The sequence below is a fragment of the Paenibacillus sp. V4I7 genome (genome assembly GCF_030817275.1).
Classification (GTDB): domain Bacteria; phylum Bacillota; class Bacilli; order Paenibacillales; family NBRC-103111; genus Paenibacillus_E.
Genome location: NZ_JAUSZD010000002.1, coordinates 7311304 through 7327914 on the forward strand (window position 1 = coordinate 7311304; position 16611 = coordinate 7327914).

10 protein-coding genes and 1 riboswitch are annotated in these 16611 nt (G+C 44.0%); of the genes, 7 read left to right on the top strand and 3 right to left on the bottom strand.

Going from position 1 to position 16611, the window contains the following annotated elements:
* The first annotated feature begins 185 nt into the window (after positions 1 to 185).
* The 4 genes from QFZ80_RS34250 to QFZ80_RS34265 all read left to right on the top strand — a co-directional run bounded on the left by QFZ80_RS34250 (position 186) and on the right by QFZ80_RS34265 (position 8767).
* A complete protein-coding gene (locus QFZ80_RS34250; protein WP_307550905.1) occupies positions 186 to 1382 on the top strand; it encodes a ParM/StbA family protein in 1197 nt (398 codons plus the stop codon).
* On the top strand, positions 1379 to 1825 hold the full coding sequence (locus QFZ80_RS34255) for a hypothetical protein (RefSeq protein WP_307563163.1): 447 nt from the start codon (positions 1379 to 1381) through the stop codon (positions 1823 to 1825). The genes QFZ80_RS34250 and QFZ80_RS34255 overlap by 4 nt, the downstream gene beginning before the upstream one ends.
* A gap of 34 nt (positions 1826 to 1859) precedes the next feature.
* Positions 1860 to 2318, top strand: coding sequence for a hypothetical protein (locus QFZ80_RS34260; RefSeq protein ID WP_307550901.1), 459 nt, complete (start codon positions 1860 to 1862; stop codon positions 2316 to 2318).
* A gap of 353 nt (positions 2319 to 2671) precedes the next feature.
* A riboswitch (cyclic di-GMP riboswitch) is annotated at positions 2672 to 2763 on the top strand.
* A gap of 94 nt (positions 2764 to 2857) precedes the next feature.
* The gene (locus tag QFZ80_RS34265; protein WP_307563166.1) at positions 2858 to 8767 is read left to right on the top strand and encodes an OmpL47-type beta-barrel domain-containing protein; all 5910 of its coding nucleotides are present in this window, start codon (positions 2858 to 2860) and stop codon (positions 8765 to 8767) included.
* Between the two features lie 126 nt (positions 8768 to 8893).
* Here the strand turns inward: QFZ80_RS34265 and QFZ80_RS34270 are convergent, their stop codons facing one another.
* The 3 genes from QFZ80_RS34270 to QFZ80_RS34280 all read right to left on the bottom strand — a co-directional run bounded on the left by QFZ80_RS34270 (position 8894) and on the right by QFZ80_RS34280 (position 12585).
* On the bottom strand, positions 8894 to 9796 hold the full coding sequence (locus QFZ80_RS34270; protein ID WP_307563168.1) for a phosphotransferase: 903 nt from the start codon (positions 9794 to 9796) through the stop codon (positions 8894 to 8896).
* Positions 9768 to 10814, bottom strand: a complete 1047-nt coding sequence (locus QFZ80_RS34275; protein ID WP_307550898.1) for a phosphotransferase — start codon at positions 10812 to 10814, stop codon at positions 9768 to 9770. The genes QFZ80_RS34270 and QFZ80_RS34275 overlap by 29 nt, the downstream gene beginning before the upstream one ends.
* 205 nt (positions 10815 to 11019) lie before the next feature.
* Positions 11020 to 12585 carry a catalase gene (locus QFZ80_RS34280; RefSeq protein ID WP_373460266.1) on the bottom strand — a complete coding sequence of 522 codons (1566 nt, stop codon included), beginning with the start codon at positions 12583 to 12585 and terminating at the stop codon, positions 11020 to 11022.
* Positions 12586 to 12736: 151 nt separating this feature from the next.
* On the opposite strand from QFZ80_RS34280, the gene QFZ80_RS34285 reads away from it, so the two are divergent.
* Genes QFZ80_RS34285 through QFZ80_RS34295 form a run of 3 tightly spaced genes read left to right on the top strand, consistent with a single transcriptional unit; the run spans position 12737 to position 16528 of the window.
* Complete coding sequence (locus tag QFZ80_RS34285) at positions 12737 to 13726, top strand: sugar-binding protein (protein WP_307563170.1); 990 nt, start codon at positions 12737 to 12739, stop codon at positions 13724 to 13726.
* Entirely contained in the window at positions 13723 to 15186 is a 1464-nt protein-coding gene (locus tag QFZ80_RS34290; RefSeq protein ID WP_307563172.1) for a sensor histidine kinase, read from the top strand. The genes QFZ80_RS34285 and QFZ80_RS34290 overlap by 4 nt, the downstream gene beginning before the upstream one ends.
* On the top strand, positions 15161 to 16528 hold the full coding sequence (locus QFZ80_RS34295; protein ID WP_307563174.1) for a response regulator transcription factor: 1368 nt from the start codon (positions 15161 to 15163) through the stop codon (positions 16526 to 16528). The genes QFZ80_RS34290 and QFZ80_RS34295 overlap by 26 nt, the downstream gene beginning before the upstream one ends.
* Positions 16529 to 16611 lie beyond the last annotated feature (83 nt).

Genomic DNA, 16611 nt, shown 5'->3' on the forward strand with positions numbered 1-16611 from the left:
TAAATCTTAACGTTTAAATCGTACAGTTTAAAGCTTAAATCTTAAAGTTCAAATCTTAAACTTTAAACTTTAAAGTTCATTCCAACTAGCAGCTAAAAATACCAATTATTCCAAACACCCTCTCAATTGGGCCTTGTTACGCGAATCTTTATATAAACAATAAGGTTGAGGAGAGGGGAATAGACTTGACAAAGAACGAAGTCTTAACCACTACCATCACGCTGTCTATTGATAATGGCAGCAGTCACGTTAAAGTGATTTACGACCATTTGGACAAAAACTTTATTTTTCCTAATGTACTAGCACAACCGTTTGGTGAACGATTTCTTTTGATGGAACAAGGTGATCCCTTGGATTTTCTTGACGTACAGATTACATCGCCTTCGATAGAGAGCGATCAGTACCGACATGTTTACGTGGGTAACTTAGCGATCGGTGACGAAGGGATTATTCATGAAATTGTAGGGGATAAAGCGGTGCAAAAGAAGGCCCAGAGACCCGAAACAATGGTGACACTCCTTACGGCTGCGGCGTATGCCATTGCCAAGAAACATGAGGATGCCATTAGGCGGGGGAAAAAGCGGATTAAAGCCGCTGTCAACTTGGGTACAGGTCTGCCGATTCGTGAAATAACGAAATTCCGTGAGGAATTTGCTCATAAGATTACAGGAGGCGTACATTCCGTTACATTCGGGACGACCCCCGTATTTAAAGGGATAACGGTGGAAATGGAATTTTCGCTTCCTACCGATATCAGCATAGACGATGTATCCGGTGTTTACGACCTTGAGGCCACTTCCAAATCGCATCTATCCCATAAAGGCTTCGGCATTGCCGATGTTGGTGGTGTTGACATGGATATCGCGTTCTTCAAACCCGGTCTCGATCTGGATCAGCGGCACTCTACCGGCGCTAAGATCTACCTCAATGATGCTTTAGAGAGCATTCGCAACGAGGTTAATTCGCAAGGCGAGGAATTGATCGCTAGCACGGCGGAATTGACCCTCATGCTGGTCAACAAAGAGTATGAGATTTATGCGGAGGGTAAGGTTGTTTTTGACATGACAAGCCTTATTAACCGGCACATGCGCATATTAGCGGAGAAAGTGCTGAAATACGCCCGCAACTCTTGGAAGCATGTTCGCTACGCCAACGAATTTTGGTTTATCGGCGGTGGAGCAGTCGTTTTGCAGCCTTGGATTGAGAAACTAAACGCTGAGTTGGGCTTGCCCATTAAGTTTGATAGCGTGGAACACAGCCAATTCCGGAATGTGCGAGGCACCTTTCTTATGCTTGACCACGCGCTGAAACATGCGGACGAATCCGCGGCAGCTAGTGCTGATTCTGAAGGAGTATCTGAGAGCGGGAGCGGTTCGGATTGAAAAAGCGGAGATCCACCGTTTACGTTCGTTCCGGTAAGGATGTTACCCTCTATATTCCGTCAGATACTCCGTCTGAGGTTATCGACTATTTGAATCAGTTGAAAATGGAAGGTATTTTCAGTCAAGGAATCATGGATATTTTGACAAGATATGTTCGTGAAGAGCAATCGAGTAAGCGACCGGTTGTAGAATTATTTCCCGGGAAAGAAATGGTCTCGGACATGGATGATGCCGTTTCTCTAGCAGACAGCTATAGTGACATGGATTCGGCAGAGCCTATTGAACCTTCTCATGAATCGAATGATGATTTCAACCAGCCAAAGAAGGAGATCCTGAGTGCCAATGATCAGAAAAAATTCAGCTTGGCGCAAATATTCCGGCAATCTCGGCATAATTCGGGAAAGCTAGTACAACCCTCGGATCATGGCAACAATAATGAGTAGGTGAACTCCATGATAATGAAAAGGAGGACATCAGATGGACAACGGACAAGCTAAGGACGCAGCGCGTCATTTTAATCTTTCAGATGAAGTTTTTCACCATCCCGGCATGGATATTTATACACAAATGACTTTTATCGTCTTGAAATGTTATTCTTCGGAATCGAATATGCCAGGATTATCTGATATCGCTAAGCTCGGTCGCATGAGTCTCAAGCAGGCGACCAAGGCTTTGCAGCAACTCGTGGAGATGAGAATTGTCTCGCATAAAATATTCCGTCGTATGGTTGGAGATTTCCAAGACGATCGACTTTCGTGGGCTGCTAAGGGCTTGCTTACGTTTTGCAAAGAGAACCCGAACATCAACCTAGACGATCTAGTGGAACTATCCAGTGAATCGGGCGAGGATGAACATAGCATACGCAAGGCTCTTAAGGAATTGTACGAATATGGGTACTTGGAAGAGTACCCTGTATGGAGTAAAATTGCTAACTAAGGTATAGATGACATAAGAATCAATTTTTGTATATCACCCGCAAGTCTGAGGGGACTTAAAATAGGCCATGCTATCTACATTTGTAGAAGCATGGTCTATTTGTTTAAGTTTGAAAGACTCTAAATGGCTCGATGTTCATATTGTATACAACATCATGTATAAAGGGGTATCCATTCAAATATTGTCGAATTACAATGAAACTTTGATGAATATAGGACAATCATTGGATTTTCAACTAATTAAGAAGATCAAAAGTACTAGAATATATGTGGGGTTTGATTATATAGTTAAATTTACCTATTCAAATTACTAGGAATATAGTATTATGGCAGAGATGGAAATATCGAAATCTCAAGTGAAAAGGGCAAATTGCAGGAAACTGTGAGACGCAAAGCCAAGGGCCTGAAACGCGTATTAAAAACGCGGATGGCAGCCGGTTACCACAGGGAATCATAGTGTTTTTCTATGAACCTTGTATAAGGTTCTTTTCTTTTTTTTGAGATCATTAATCCTTATTATAAGAAAGGAAGGAATGTCAGATGTCAATGAAGAAATCAAGACAAATGTCTATGGTTCTCACACTGCTTTTATTTGTTCAATTAATCTTTCCAGGATTACATGCGTGGGGAGCAACAGACAACGGAACTATCTTACCTCCAAGCAATCTTGCTACTCAACTTCTAACGCCAGATGATGTGAAATTAACGTGGAGCCCGGTGTATGGAGCTACAGGATACACTGTATACAGCATCACCTATGGGCAGCTTATTAATGTTGGGACAACAACAACAGCTAGTCTTACTATAAATAATCTGGCGGAGGGGTCCTACAGTTATGTTGTATCCACCTTAAGTTCTGAAGGCGAATCTGGCCCTTGTGCTCCGGTGGATGTTAACATTGTTTATCCCGATATGACAGCTCCAACCTCTTTAACATACACCTTACAAAATGGTAACAATATCGTTTTGAACTGGGGAACAGCTCCTAATGTACAAACCTATCATTTGTATGAAAATCAAGAGGATGGAAGAAAATTAGTCTATTCAGGGACAGCAAGAACTTTTACAGTCAACAATACCGCTGAGGGAATATATACATATACAGTAACAGCTAGTCATACTTTGTACGGTGAATCTCCTAACTCTACGCCAGTAGAAGTTACTGTCGGATATCCGGCTATGACGGCTCCAAATGGTTTAACGTATACGGTGGCTACCGATGACGTTACATTGAAATGGAATGCTGCTGCTTATGCAACTGGTTATAATGTCTATCAAATTATTGATAATCAAAAAGTTATAAAAAGCAGCCAAATAACGGGTACAACTGTATCCTACATGAATTTGCCCGCTGGAAATTATACATATGTCATTCACTCTTTCAGTGACCGTTTCGGAGAATCTGTCGAGGGCAGCACGGTTTCCTTAACCGTAGGGATGATGGTGCCGCCGAGCAACCTGACTTTTAAACTTCAAAATGTGAATGACGTGGTACTGACTTGGAATGCAGCGATCAACGCAACCTCTTACAAAGTGTATCAAGTAATCGATGGAGAAAAAGTGTTAAAAAATACAGTTACCGGTACGACGGTTACATTTACGAATATGCCAACCGGCGATTATGTATATGAGGTTCATTCGTTAAGCAACTTGTTTGGCGAGTCAACAGACGGTAGCACAGTTTCCTTGACTATAGGAGGAGTCACGATGACTCCTCCCGCAACGTTCACTTCCAAACTGCAAAACTTGACCGATATCGTTCTGACTTGGACAGTTGCATCTAATGCTACCTCCTATAAAATCTATCAAGTTATCGGTGACGAGAAAGTACTGAAAAGTACGGTAACAGGCACGACGGTTACCTACATCAATATGCCTGCGGGTGACTATGTATACGAGGTTCATTCTGTTAGCACCCGTTTTGGTGAGTCTGCCGAAGGAACCCAAACTGCCTTAACCGTTGGGGAAGTAGCCATGGCTGCTCCGGGGAATTTCGCATACAAATTCCAGAATGTAAATGACATTGTACTTACATGGACGGTTGCACCTAATGCTACGGCGTATAAAGTGTATCAAATCGTAGATGGTACAAAGGTATTTAAAAGTACAGTAACCGGAACGACCGTGACCTATGCCAATATGCCGGCTGGTGTTTACCTGTACGAGGTTCATTCCTATAGCGATCGATATGGGGAATCCGTAGCAGGGAGCCAGGTATCATTTACGGTAGATGCTGTTACCATGGTAGCTCCGGGCAATCCGATTGCAAAGGTTCAAAATGTGACAGATGTCGTATTAACTTGGACGGCTGTCGCAAATGCAACCAACTACAAAGTGTACCAAGTTTCGGGTGGTCAAAAAGTATTGAAATCAACGGTGACAGGTACGACGGTGACCTATACAAACCTGGCAGCAGGAGATTACACGTATGAAATTCACTCGAATTCCACACGATTTGGAGAATCGGCTGAAGGTACCCAGGTAATTTTCTCTATCGTACTTCCAACGATTCTGCCACCAACCAATTTGGTGCAGAGTGTAACATCGGCTACGGCGTTTTCTTTAAAGTGGGACGCAGCAGCTTATGGCAATAGCTATAAAGTATATCAAATTGTAAACGATCAAAAAGTATTGAAAAGCACAGTAGCGACAACAACGGTATCTTATACCAATATGCAGCCTGGTGATTATACGTATGTAGTTCATACGGTTTCAACCCGTTTTGGAGAATCCCCAGAGGGAACGAGATTGACATTCACTTTGAACGGTCAAACGATGCAAGCTCCTGCTAGCTTGACTTACAGTTTGGCGAATGTGAATGATCTTACATTGAAGTGGACTTCCGTACCTTACGCAACAAGCTATAAAGTGTACCAGATTATTGATGGCCAAAAAGTATTGAAAAGCACGCTTACAAGCTTAACGGTTACCTATACGAACATTCCTGGCGGGGACTATCAATATGTAGTTGATTCCTATTCAACGATTTTGGGAGAATCACCTGAGGGAGCAGAGGTTAGCTTCAAATTGATTCTACCGACAATGGTAGGTCCGGGTAATCTAGCATCAAAAGTACAGAATGGTAACGATGTGGTTTTAACATGGGATACAGTACCCTATGCTAACAGCTACAAAGTATATGAAATTGTGAATGGCGCAGAGGTTCTAAAAAGTACAGTAACCACGTTGACAGTAACGTACACGAATGTGACAGCGGGGGAACATACTTATGTTGTTCGCTCTGTGAGTACTAAATTCGGAGAGTCGTTGGAAGGAAGTAAAGTGATCCTCTCCATGGTTTTCCCAGTCATGCAAGCGCCAGGAAGTCTGACCCAGACGATTGCAAACGGTAATGACATCAGCCTTAAGTGGGGAGCAGTCCCTTATGCAAACTCTTATAAGGTATATCAAATCGTTGACGGTCAGAAGGTGTTGAAAAGCACAGTGATCTCTACTTCCGTAAGTTATCTACGCTCACCTGCGGGCGACTACAAGTATGAAGTCCATTCATACAGCACTCGTTTCGGTGAATCCCCTGAGGGGAGTCAGGTTAGTTTTACGTTAGATCAGAATTGGACTGCTGCACCGGAACAGGTGACCCAAACTATTGTGAACGGCAATGATATCACCCTACAGTGGGGGGCCGTTGCTAATGTAACATCCTATAATATTTATCAAGTAATTAACGGTGAGAAAGTTCTAAAGAAATCGCAACCAGCAACATCAGTTACTTTTGCAAACATGCCTAAAGGTGAATACACCTATGTAGTTCATGCATTTGGAACTCGATTCGGGGAATCTCCAGATGGAGCAAGTGTAAGCTTTACTTTGGATTTCCCTGTGATGCAGGCACCTGCTACATTAACGCAGATGATTACGAATGGTAATGATATTACTTTAAAGTGGGGAACTTCAACTTACGCTAATTCTTATAAGGTTTATCAAGTAGTTGATGGTGAAAAGGTGTTGAAAAGCACATTGACCGGAACCACTGTAGCATATACCAACATGCCAGCAGGTGATTATACGTATGAAGTGCACTCCTATAGCAGCCGTTTCGGTGAGTCCCCAGAGGGACGCCAGCTCACGTATACGCTGGTACATCCGATCTTGCAAGCTCCAGGCAATGTGACGAAAAGTGTCACGAATGGCAATGACATTACTTTAAAATGGGGAACCGTAACTTATGCTACGTCTTATCGCGTCTACCAAATCGTAGATGGGCAAAGAGAATTGAAAAAAATACAGACGGGTACAACCGTAACGTTTACCAACATGCCAGAAGGTGACTATAACTATGAGATTTACTCCTATAGTGATCGATTCGGTGAATCGCCGAAGGCGGGTATCTCAGCTTTCAATTTGACATGGCCCGTACTTCAGCCGTCGCAATTAAAAGGTACAGTCACGAATGCTAATAATCTGACATTAACTTGGACGGCGGCAGCTTGGGCTAATGAATATCGCGTATATGAAGTGACGGGCGGAACACGCCAGTTAATCTATAAAGGTACTGCTCTAACAACCCAGATCTACAACTTGAGTGAGAAAACGCATAATTATGAATTAGTCATTTATAATACACGTTTTGGAGAGTCTGCACCTTCCAATAGGTTAACATTTGATATCATTTACCCTGACATGCAATCTCCAGTGGCAGGTTTGAGGCTGCTAAGTCCAACAAGCGCTGTAATTACATGGAATTTTATTACATACACTAATGGTTATAACGTATATGAAATTGTAAATGGACAACCAATATTGCTAGTTAAAAACTTAAACAACCTGTCCTATACAGTAAATAACCTATCTTACGCGAACCACCTGTATTATGTAGCTTCGTATAGTAATTCATTTGGTGAATCGGATCCTTCTAACACAGTTGAGGCAAAGCTGATCATCGATACGGAGGCACCGGTAACGAAAGCAACTGCACCAACGGATTGGACGAATCAAAGTGCTGCAGTAACATTATCGGCAACCGATAATGAAACAGGAGTTGCCAATACGTTCTATTCTTTGAATGACCAAGCTTTCATATCGGGGACTACCGTTAATGTCAGCCAAGAAGGATTAAATAAAATATCTTATTATTCTGTAGATAAAGTAGGCAACACAGAAGCGACAAAAATCATTTATGTGAAGATTGACAAAATCGCTCCGTTAACAAAGGCAAGTGAAATTCAAGGATGGTCTAAGGAAGTAACTGTGACGCTGGAAGCGGCGGATAGCCAAAGCGGTGTAGCTAAGACGCTGTACTCTGTGAACGGTGGAGAGTACTCAGAAGGCACAAGCGTGAAAGTGAGCCAAGAAGGCGTGAGCCAGGTCAGCTTCTACTCGGTTGACCAAGTGGGCAACGCAGAGAAGGCACAGACCGTAGAAGTGAAGATTGACCGTACAGCACCAGTGACTACAGCGACCGCGACAGAAGGCTGGACGAAGTCCGATGCAACTGTGACGCTGGCAGTGGCGGATAGCCAAAGTGGCGTAGCCAAGACGCTGTATTCCGTGAACGGCGGAGACTATGCAGAAGGCACGAGCGTGACGGTGAGTCAAGAAGGTGTGAGCCAAGTGAGCTTCTACTCGGTTGACCAAGCAGGGAACGTAGAGAAGGCACAGGCTGTAGAAGTGAAGATTGACCGTACAGCACCAGTAACTACAGCGACCGCGACAGAAGGCTGGACGAAGTCCGATGCAACTGTGACGCTGGCAGCGGCGGATAGCCAAAGCGGCGTAGCCAAGACGCTGTACTCCGTGAACGGTGGAGAGTACTCAGAAGGAACAATCGTGAATGTGAGCCAAGAAGGCGTGAGTCAGGTCAGCTTCTACTCGGTTGACCAAGCAGGAAACGCAGAGAAGACACAGATGGTAGAAGTGAAGATCGACCGTACGGCGCCAGAAATCACAATGAATTTGAGTGGTGAGTACAAGCTCAACACGATGTTAACATTAAGTTATTCTACACGAGATATTTTGTCGGGCATTGTTTCCGATAGTATGACAGTTAAGGGGCCAGGCGAATCTGTGGTCAAACCAATTGCTAATGAAAGTGTAATTAAATTGGATAAGCCAGGGATCTATACAATCTCAGTAAACGCAATTAATGCTGCAGGCTTAAGTACGACGATTCAAAAACAATTTATTGTTTACATCGCGGGCTCCATTGAAGTAACACCAACAGTAATCAAAGGCAATAATGGTGTGTTTACTGTTCGTGTGAATTTACCTGAAGGGTTCAAAAGCGAAGGATTTGATCTTAATACTGCTGTGCTTAATGGCGTTAAGGCATTATCTAGCAATAATGGTTATTATAATCAAGCAAAGAACGGACAATTCAAGTTCGAACGCTCCGATTTTACTTGGACAGGACCAAATGAAAGCCTGGAATTCCGAGGTCTTGTAGATGGATTTTTGGTAGTCGGTCAGACCATAGTTAAAGTACAAAAGTAATGTGAAAAGAACTGCTGGAGCAGCGTGGATATGATAAGAAGAAATAGCCAAGCGGCCAAAAACAAGTGCAAAAATCCCCAAGTTCACTCTAATGTGAGCTTGGGGATCTTTGCACTTAATCTCCGATTACAGTAACGCCCTAAGCTCACGCTGATACTTGTTCAAATGGGCGGTTGTCGGAATAACCTCTTTGGCCAAACGAATACCGCCAATCCTAATGTTCCGGACCACATGATAAGGTGCAGATAAAAGGGCATGAAGAAGGCTGAGATCAGATGAGCTCAAGGGACGATATTTCTGATAATAATCGATCCAACGAAGCATCTCCGAACCGTCCCAGAGGGCGTTTCGATGAAGAATATGGGACAAATCCTTCATTCTGGTGTGGAGCGAAGTGTTGTCAAAATCGATCAAATGCAGTTTCCGCCGTTTGTCTTTCATGAGATTGGGATAATTGTAATCGCCATGAACAAATGCAGAAACCTTTTGTTCCGTATCAATAGCCTCTATCACTTTGGGCTGTTGTAAATGATCTAGTACGTCCTCACTAAGTGCTGCTAAATGTGCGGTAATTTTGTATGAACTGAGCAAGGTTTTATATTCGTTAATCTCGTGATCCAGCCCCATATAACGAATTCTAGCTTCGGGAGCTTCGGCAGTAGGAAATCCTTCCGCTATAGAATGGAACTTGGCTAAAGTTCGAATGCTTTTCTTTAAGTCTTTCTTCCTCGTAAAGTCCGGCCTCTGGCCGTCAACCCAATTCGTTAATGTGTAGGAAAGGCCATCATAAGTCATGTAGGGCGATTGCTCCACTGTAGGAGAAACCTTTTGACTGCGAGTAAAACCACGCTCATCCATATAGGATAAAATCCGGGTAATAAACCGGACCTCCTCTTCCGGGAAAGCGTAACTTTTTAAACAATAAGTCTCGTTCGTGGTCCGAATCTTATAAATATCTTTTATTTGCATAGTTTCTTTAATTTTTATGCCATACGTTTGTTCAATCTGTGACTTCATGGACATCTTCATGCTCATTCTCCTTAGGGATTGATTTTGTCCATTCATCTAATAAATCCATGGCTTTTAATCGGGGATGCCAGGTTTTTTCCAAAATTTCAAGCATTTCACGGCTTCTTGATTGATGAGGGAACCGAGTAGCGTGCCAAGCTTCCCGAGGTAATCCATATAAGGACGAAATTAATTTACGCTCGGTCTCATCTAAAGGACGCCGTTCCTCGTACCCTTTTAATAACGCTAGTATGAAATCGGGATTGAATTGTGTAGTATTCATGAGCGCTTTCGCAAGATCCACATAGATGGATCCCACTTTAACACGGTCCCAATCGATAATGAACAGCTGGCCATTTTCAGAAATAATGACATTAGGGGAAGTAATATCGTTGTGTATCAATGCGGGATGCTCCGATTCCTTCTTCATAAGATCTTCAATCTCAGGGCTGCTTAAGTTAGCCCATGCTTGATCGGTGAGACGCTTACAGTATTTTCCGTATTTTTTGTACCATTTACGGTTCCGTTCATGCGTTTGGATAGCTGTTGCCATTCGTCTACGAAAGAAGCGATCTTGGATTTTCCATAATTCGATTTGTTTATGCGTGAAGGGCCCTTTAGTGTCAAGGAGACCACTGGATGTAGTATGTAGGGTGGCAAGGCCCCGGCCAAGCTCTTCAAAATCTTCATTCGTTTCCAAATTCCTTCCTTTTATCCACTCGGTCATATAGAAGGGGCGTCCAAGGTGTAAAGTCCATAGCTTCCCGGAAGGGGTAGTGAGCCATTTGGGCATGTAACTGAATCCACTATTCATCATGAGTTCTATATACGCTGCTGTTGTTTTCATTTGATGAACGGTACTCGTGCGGAGGAGTGTATTTCGAAAAAAGGGTTTCATGGCAAAGGTGCCCGTTTCCGTTTGTACTTGAATGATGGCGTTTTCTCGGTAAAAGGACGCAACCGTGCCTGACCGGAGCGGCAGCAGGCCGAAACGGCGAGTAATTTTATGAATTCGGTTTTTCGTATAGGGATTTGCCATGTAGCAACCTCGCTTTATTTAAGATGGGGAAGGAGTAGCTAATACCTAGACTATTCATTAAGGGGTACGTCTGTATGGTCTATTGCCACGAGTTACAGTAAAAACTTTCCATTTGGGCAGCAAGGGAACGAAAAAATGACCGGAAGGCTGTGAGCCTTACTCGGTCATTTCCTGAAACAAATGTTTCGTCCTTATTTTTTAATTTTTAGTATCCATCTGTTCGCTTTCCTGAGTTCTCGGCAATTTCAGCGCCATCTCTTTCAGAAGTGGATCCGAGGTGTGTCGAATCGACGTTAGCTTGAGTAAGACCTTCTGAAACACGTCGACCGTAATCAGGATCGGCCTTTGTGAAATGTTCGATCATTTTACTCTGGATCATTGGCTTACATATCTTCAGCGCATTTACCAAATTCGCAATCAATTCATCGCGTTCCCAATCTTCAAATTTGCGATAGGTATCTCCGGCTTGTTTGAAATCATTGGTTCGGCTAATTTTTTCACGGACCAATTTGTCATTATACATAGGTTGATGTTCTTTACCGGAAGGAACTGCTTCTTTTAACCCGCCAAGTGAGGAGGGCTCGTAATTCACATGCGGATTCTGCCCGGGGGCGCGATCAACCATGATGGTCATTTGCCCATCCCGTTGGTTCGTCGCTATACGTGTTTTGGGGGCATTAATCGGCAGCTGAAGGTAGTTCGTTCCCACGCGGTATCGCTGGGTATCGGAGTAGGAGAAGGTTCGGCCCTGCAGAAGCTTGTCATCGGAAAAATCGAGACCATCTACCAGAACCCCCGTACCGAAAGCTGCTTGCTCGACTTCAGCAAAGTAATTTTCGGGGTTCTTATTCAGCACCATTTTGCCCACAGGTAAAAAAGGAAATTGTTCATGATCCCAAAGCTTAGTCGGATCAAGCGGGTCGAAATCGAGCTCAGGATGCTCGTCATCACTCAAGATTTGAACACAGAGCTCCCATTCTGGGTACTCACCGCGTTCGATAGCTTCATACAAATCCTGCGTGGCATGACTTACGTTTTTGGCCTGTATGCCCTCTGCTTCCTTTTGAGTCAGGTTCTTCATTCCTTGCTTCAACGGTTCCCAATGATACTTGACTAATACGGCTTGTCCGTCTTGGTTGACCCACTTGTAGGTATTCACACCAGACCCCTGCATTTGTCTATAGTTGGCTGGAATCCCCCACGGAGAGAACAGGAATGTGATCATGTGAGTGGCCTCAGGAGAGTTCGATACGAAATCGAACATTTTCTCAGGGTTTTGCAGGTTGGTAACGGGGTCTGGTTTGAAGGCATGAACCATGTCCGGGAATTTCAACGGATCGCGAATAAAAAATATCTTCAAGTTGTTGCCGACTAAGTCCCAGTTACCGTCCTCGGTATAAAACTTTGTGGCGAACCCTCGCGGATCACGAAATGTTTCTGGAGAGTAATTGCCGTGAACGACCGTAGAAAATCGGACAAATACAGGGGTCTGTTTACCAGCCTCTTGAAAAAGCTTGGCACGTGTATAGGTAGAGATAGGACCATTACCCAGTTTACCATACGCCTCAAAATATCCATGGGCACCGGCACCGCGTGCATGTACAACACGTTCTGGAATTCGCTCCCGATCAAAATGGGATATTTTCTCGATATAGTGGTAGTTTTCGAGCGTTGACGGTCCTCGATTTCCAATTGTTCGTATGTTTTGATTATCTGAAATCGGATGACCTTGCCGATTCGTTAAAGTCATCTCTTGATTATGGTTGTCCATTGTCTCCATTCATCCTTCCTTAAATTGTCAATAGTACCTTTTGCCATGTATAGGAAAATTATTCATCATCGAATACTAAACGTGATTTCCGTTTTATCTGCAGGCTCTGTATAATAAATCTATATTTTTTACTAAACTTCGGGGGTGCTCCATGTCAAAGAAAAAGTGGACGGTGGGGCTGATAGGCATATTTCTTGTTTTCTGTTATTTTTTATTTCAGTTTTTATCTTCCTCGCTTAAGATCGATTACTTGGTCGGGCAAATGGAACAAAGCAGGGTAGAGGATAAACGTATCAAGCACGTCGTGCTTATTGCTCAAGAGATCGACAATCCATTCTGGAGAACGGTGGAGTTGGGAGCAAAAGAAGCCGCGGCGCAGCTGGGTATGAAGATTGATTACATGGGGCCGATTCGCATAAATCCTTCAGAACAAATGAATCTCCTAGAGAAATCGATTGCTGCCAAGCCGGATGCCATTATCGTGCAAGGGATAAAGGAGCAGCACTACGATCAACTGATCAGCAAGGCAATAGATCAAGGTATTCCATTGCTTACAGTAGATGCAGATGAGCCGGAGAGCCGGCGACTTGCCTACGTGGGAACAGATAATTGGGAAGCAGGCAAACGCATGGGAGAGCTTGTGGTGAAAGAGGCTGGCGGGAAAGGCCGTGTCGGTGTCATGATCGGAAGCGAACTGGCGGATAATCAACAGCTGCGTCTAGAGGGATTCCGTTCAATTATTCGAAATACGCCAGGTTTTGAAATCGTAGCTGTCCGCTCATCGAATATTTCACGAATTCAAGCCGCTAAGCAGACAGAAGCTATGTTAAACCAATACGCAAGTATCCAGACGATGGTCGGATTTAGCTCTTTAGATGCTGTCGGTATCGTGGAAGGACTGAAGGCAGCGAATCGAGCAGATGTAAGCGTGTACGGATTTGATGACCTGGAGGAAACCAAACAGGGTATCGCCCAAGGAGCAATCCTAGCTTCCATCGTTCAGCAGCCTAAAGAGATTGGATTCAAATCGGTTTATTTGCTAGCGGAAATTCTCAAAGGGGGCTCCATTCCTGTTCAGCACTTCACTACTACGGAGATTCTGGATAGAAATCACTTGAAAGCTAGTGTGGGCAGCCCATGAATATACGTAGAATGCTTTTTATTGTCATACCGGCGCTTTTCATTTTGAATAACGCAGTTGCTTATTTCATCTTTGAAAGCGGAAGAACGGTGCAGCAAAGCTATAATGTGATGCTGGATCGGGTACTATTGTACAAGCAAATTGCCGGACAAACGCAGGGGAACCTTCGTGCTCTGAATGTTTACTTAATGGATCGAACAGAGAACAGCCGCAAGGCATATATAAGTCAGAGGGATGAGCTCAATCTTCTGCGGGAAAGCTTGTCTGCACAGGAGACGATTATTCCAACTACTGATCTTACAGTCCGCAGCTATCGAAACATGATCGATACGTTTATAGGGCAAGAAGCGGGTGTCATAGAGGCTTTAAATAACCAAGGTTCTTTGGCTTATGCGGCTTTCTACGAAGAGGCAGAGCAGACAGCAGCGTTCATCCAAGCAGAAGGACATCATCTTATTGACTTGGAACTCAGTTATTATCAGCCCTTCTACAGACAAATTCTTATCCAAACGGAAGTTATGAATCATTGGGGAGTCGCTATCTTTATCTTGAATACGCTGATAAGTGTCTTGTTTGCTTATTGGATTTCCCTAGGTATTACCCGACCGATCAAGCAGTTGGCCTTAACGGCTCAACAAATTTCAGACGGGAATTTGCAAGCTCCCCCACCGCAGATCAGTGAGCATAATGAGTTTGGTATGTTATCTAAAGCATTTGGGCGCATGCAAGACAATTTGAAGGAACTTATTATGAAAGAGAAAGAAAGCTTGGAAAAGGACAAGCTGGTCAAAGAATTGGAGCTGGAAGTTTTACAAAATCAGATCAACCCGCACTTTCTCTTTAATTCCTTGAATGTCATATCCAAGCTTGCTCTGCTTGAGGGTGCTGAAAAAACTAGCGATCTTACGGTATCCATGTCGAATCTTCTTCGGTATAATCTTCGGAAATTGGATCGTCCGGTGACGCTCAGGGATGAGGTCGAGCATGCCAAAGAGTACTTTACCATCCAACAGGCTCGCTTTCGTGACCGGATTCAGTTCATAACAGAAATTGACGAGAGCGGACTGGACGTTTACGTTCCCATGCTAACCCTTCAACCGATCCTTGAGAATGTCTTTGTCCACGGTATTGAGGGAATGGAAGAAGGGGCTGAGATTAAGCTGATCATTGCTTGCGGGACTGGTGAAGTAAGGGTTGCCATTTCAGATAATGGGATCGGCATGAGCGAGGAAGTCCGTGAGTCTCTGCTTCACTTCGAATCGGAACCGCTGCTTGGCCAAGAAAAGGGACAATCCACGGGATTAGGGACGCGTAATGTCTTTAAAAGACTCGAATTATTCTATGATAGGAAGAATCTTGTAGATATTCACAGTGAACCGGGCCGGGGGACGACTGTCCTCATCCGGCTTCCTGCTGCAGGAAAGGGGGATGGAGATGTATCGCCTACTGATCGCAGATGATGAAGCTTTAGAAAGAGAAGGCATTGAATGGATTGTGACCCGAATGATGCCGAATACCTTTGAAATTATTCATGCAGAGAATGGTCGCGTAGCTATTCAAAAGGCAGATGAATTTCGGCCGCATATCGTGCTGATGGATATTCGAATGCCGGGCATTCAAGGCCTTGAAGCGTTAAAGGAAATCAAGGCTCATAGTCCGCAGATCAAGATGGTTCTGGTTACAGCCTATGAACATTTTGAATACGCCAAAGAAGCCCTTTCCTTGGGGGTAAAAGAGTATCTGATCAAACCGGCTAAACGCGAACAAATCGTCGCACTCCTCCAGCGGATGGTAGCTGAGATTGAACAGGACCAAAGAAAGCGCGACGAGGAGTTCGCAATACGCGATAAGTACTTCCAGCTGCTCCCGTTGGCGGAAACGGAAATGGCTCTGGTCTTTATGTCAGATCAAGTAAATGACACCGAGGTGGGGTATCTAGCTGATATCCTCGACATTTCCATAGATAAAGGTTGTGCGCTTGTGCTCGCCTTGCCGGAATTCGGGCATACCTCCGAGCAGGAATTAGGCATCGAAAAGAAAAAGCTTTACGAAACGGCAAAAAACTTCGCCAAAGGATTTATCAAGAATAGGGCCGGTTGTGTGGTCAGTTCTATGGTCCATTTGCACATGGTCATCTTTCTTCTGGAGAAGGCAGAAATCAAGGATGAGGTATTACGGGAAGAGGCTGACATCCTAGGCGCTAAGCTAGTGGAGATACTTCACCAACAGCGTAGTATAGACGCTAATGTAGGCACCGGGTCCGTTCAAATGGATATTGAGGGGATAAGGAGATCGTATTTTGAAGCCGTCTTCGCATCCACGTATCCTAAAACATGGGGTAACCTTTGCTCTTTTGAGGATTTGAAAATGCTTTCCCTGGAAGGAGAGCGGGAAATAGCTGATAAGTTTATTTCAGACAATACTTCTGAACGTACTTACGTAGAATTGGCCATCAAACGAATCCGCGAGGAACGTGAACAGCGAACATGGAGTGTCCTAGACAACGCGATCACGTTTATTCAAGATAAATTCCGCGAGGAGCTTTCCCTTGAAGACGTGGCGGAGCATGTCCACTTGAACCCTTATTACTTTAGCAAAGTATTCAAGCAGCAAACGGGAGAAACCTTCATTGATTATGTGACAAGGCTGCGGATTGAAAGGGCCAAGGAATTCATAAAGGACAGGCAATTCAGCTTAAAGGAAGTCTGTTATATGGTGGGTTATAAAGATCCTAATTACTTTAGCCGGGTATTTAAAAAGGTAACAGGGGTAACTCCTACTGAGTACCGCAACCAACTGTAATAAAGACTAAGGTTCATGCAGAGATGCATGGACTTTTTTGTTGTTACCGAACAAGAATGTGCTAGTCTGCCGCTCTATATCTG

Coding starts and splice junctions, on each gene's coding strand:
- QFZ80_RS34285 (WP_307563170.1), top strand. CDS start 12,737: ATGTCAAAGAAAAAGTGGACGGTGGGGCTGATAGGCATATTTCTTGTT.
- QFZ80_RS34260 (WP_307550901.1), top strand. CDS start 1,860: ATGGACAACGGACAAGCTAAGGACGCAGCGCGTCATTTTAATCTTTCA.
- QFZ80_RS34265 (WP_307563166.1), top strand. CDS start 2,858: ATGTCAATGAAGAAATCAAGACAAATGTCTATGGTTCTCACACTGCTT.
- QFZ80_RS34275 (WP_307550898.1), bottom strand. CDS start 10,814: ATGGCAAATCCCTATACGAAAAACCGAATTCATAAAATTACTCGCCGT.
- QFZ80_RS34290 (WP_307563172.1), top strand. CDS start 13,723: ATGAATATACGTAGAATGCTTTTTATTGTCATACCGGCGCTTTTCATT.
- QFZ80_RS34270 (WP_307563168.1), bottom strand. CDS start 9,796: ATGAAGATGTCCATGAAGTCACAGATTGAACAAACGTATGGCATAAAA.
- QFZ80_RS34295 (WP_307563174.1), top strand. CDS start 15,161: ATGTATCGCCTACTGATCGCAGATGATGAAGCTTTAGAAAGAGAAGGC.
- QFZ80_RS34280 (WP_373460266.1), bottom strand. CDS start 12,585: ATGGACAACCATAATCAAGAGATGACTTTAACGAATCGGCAAGGTCAT.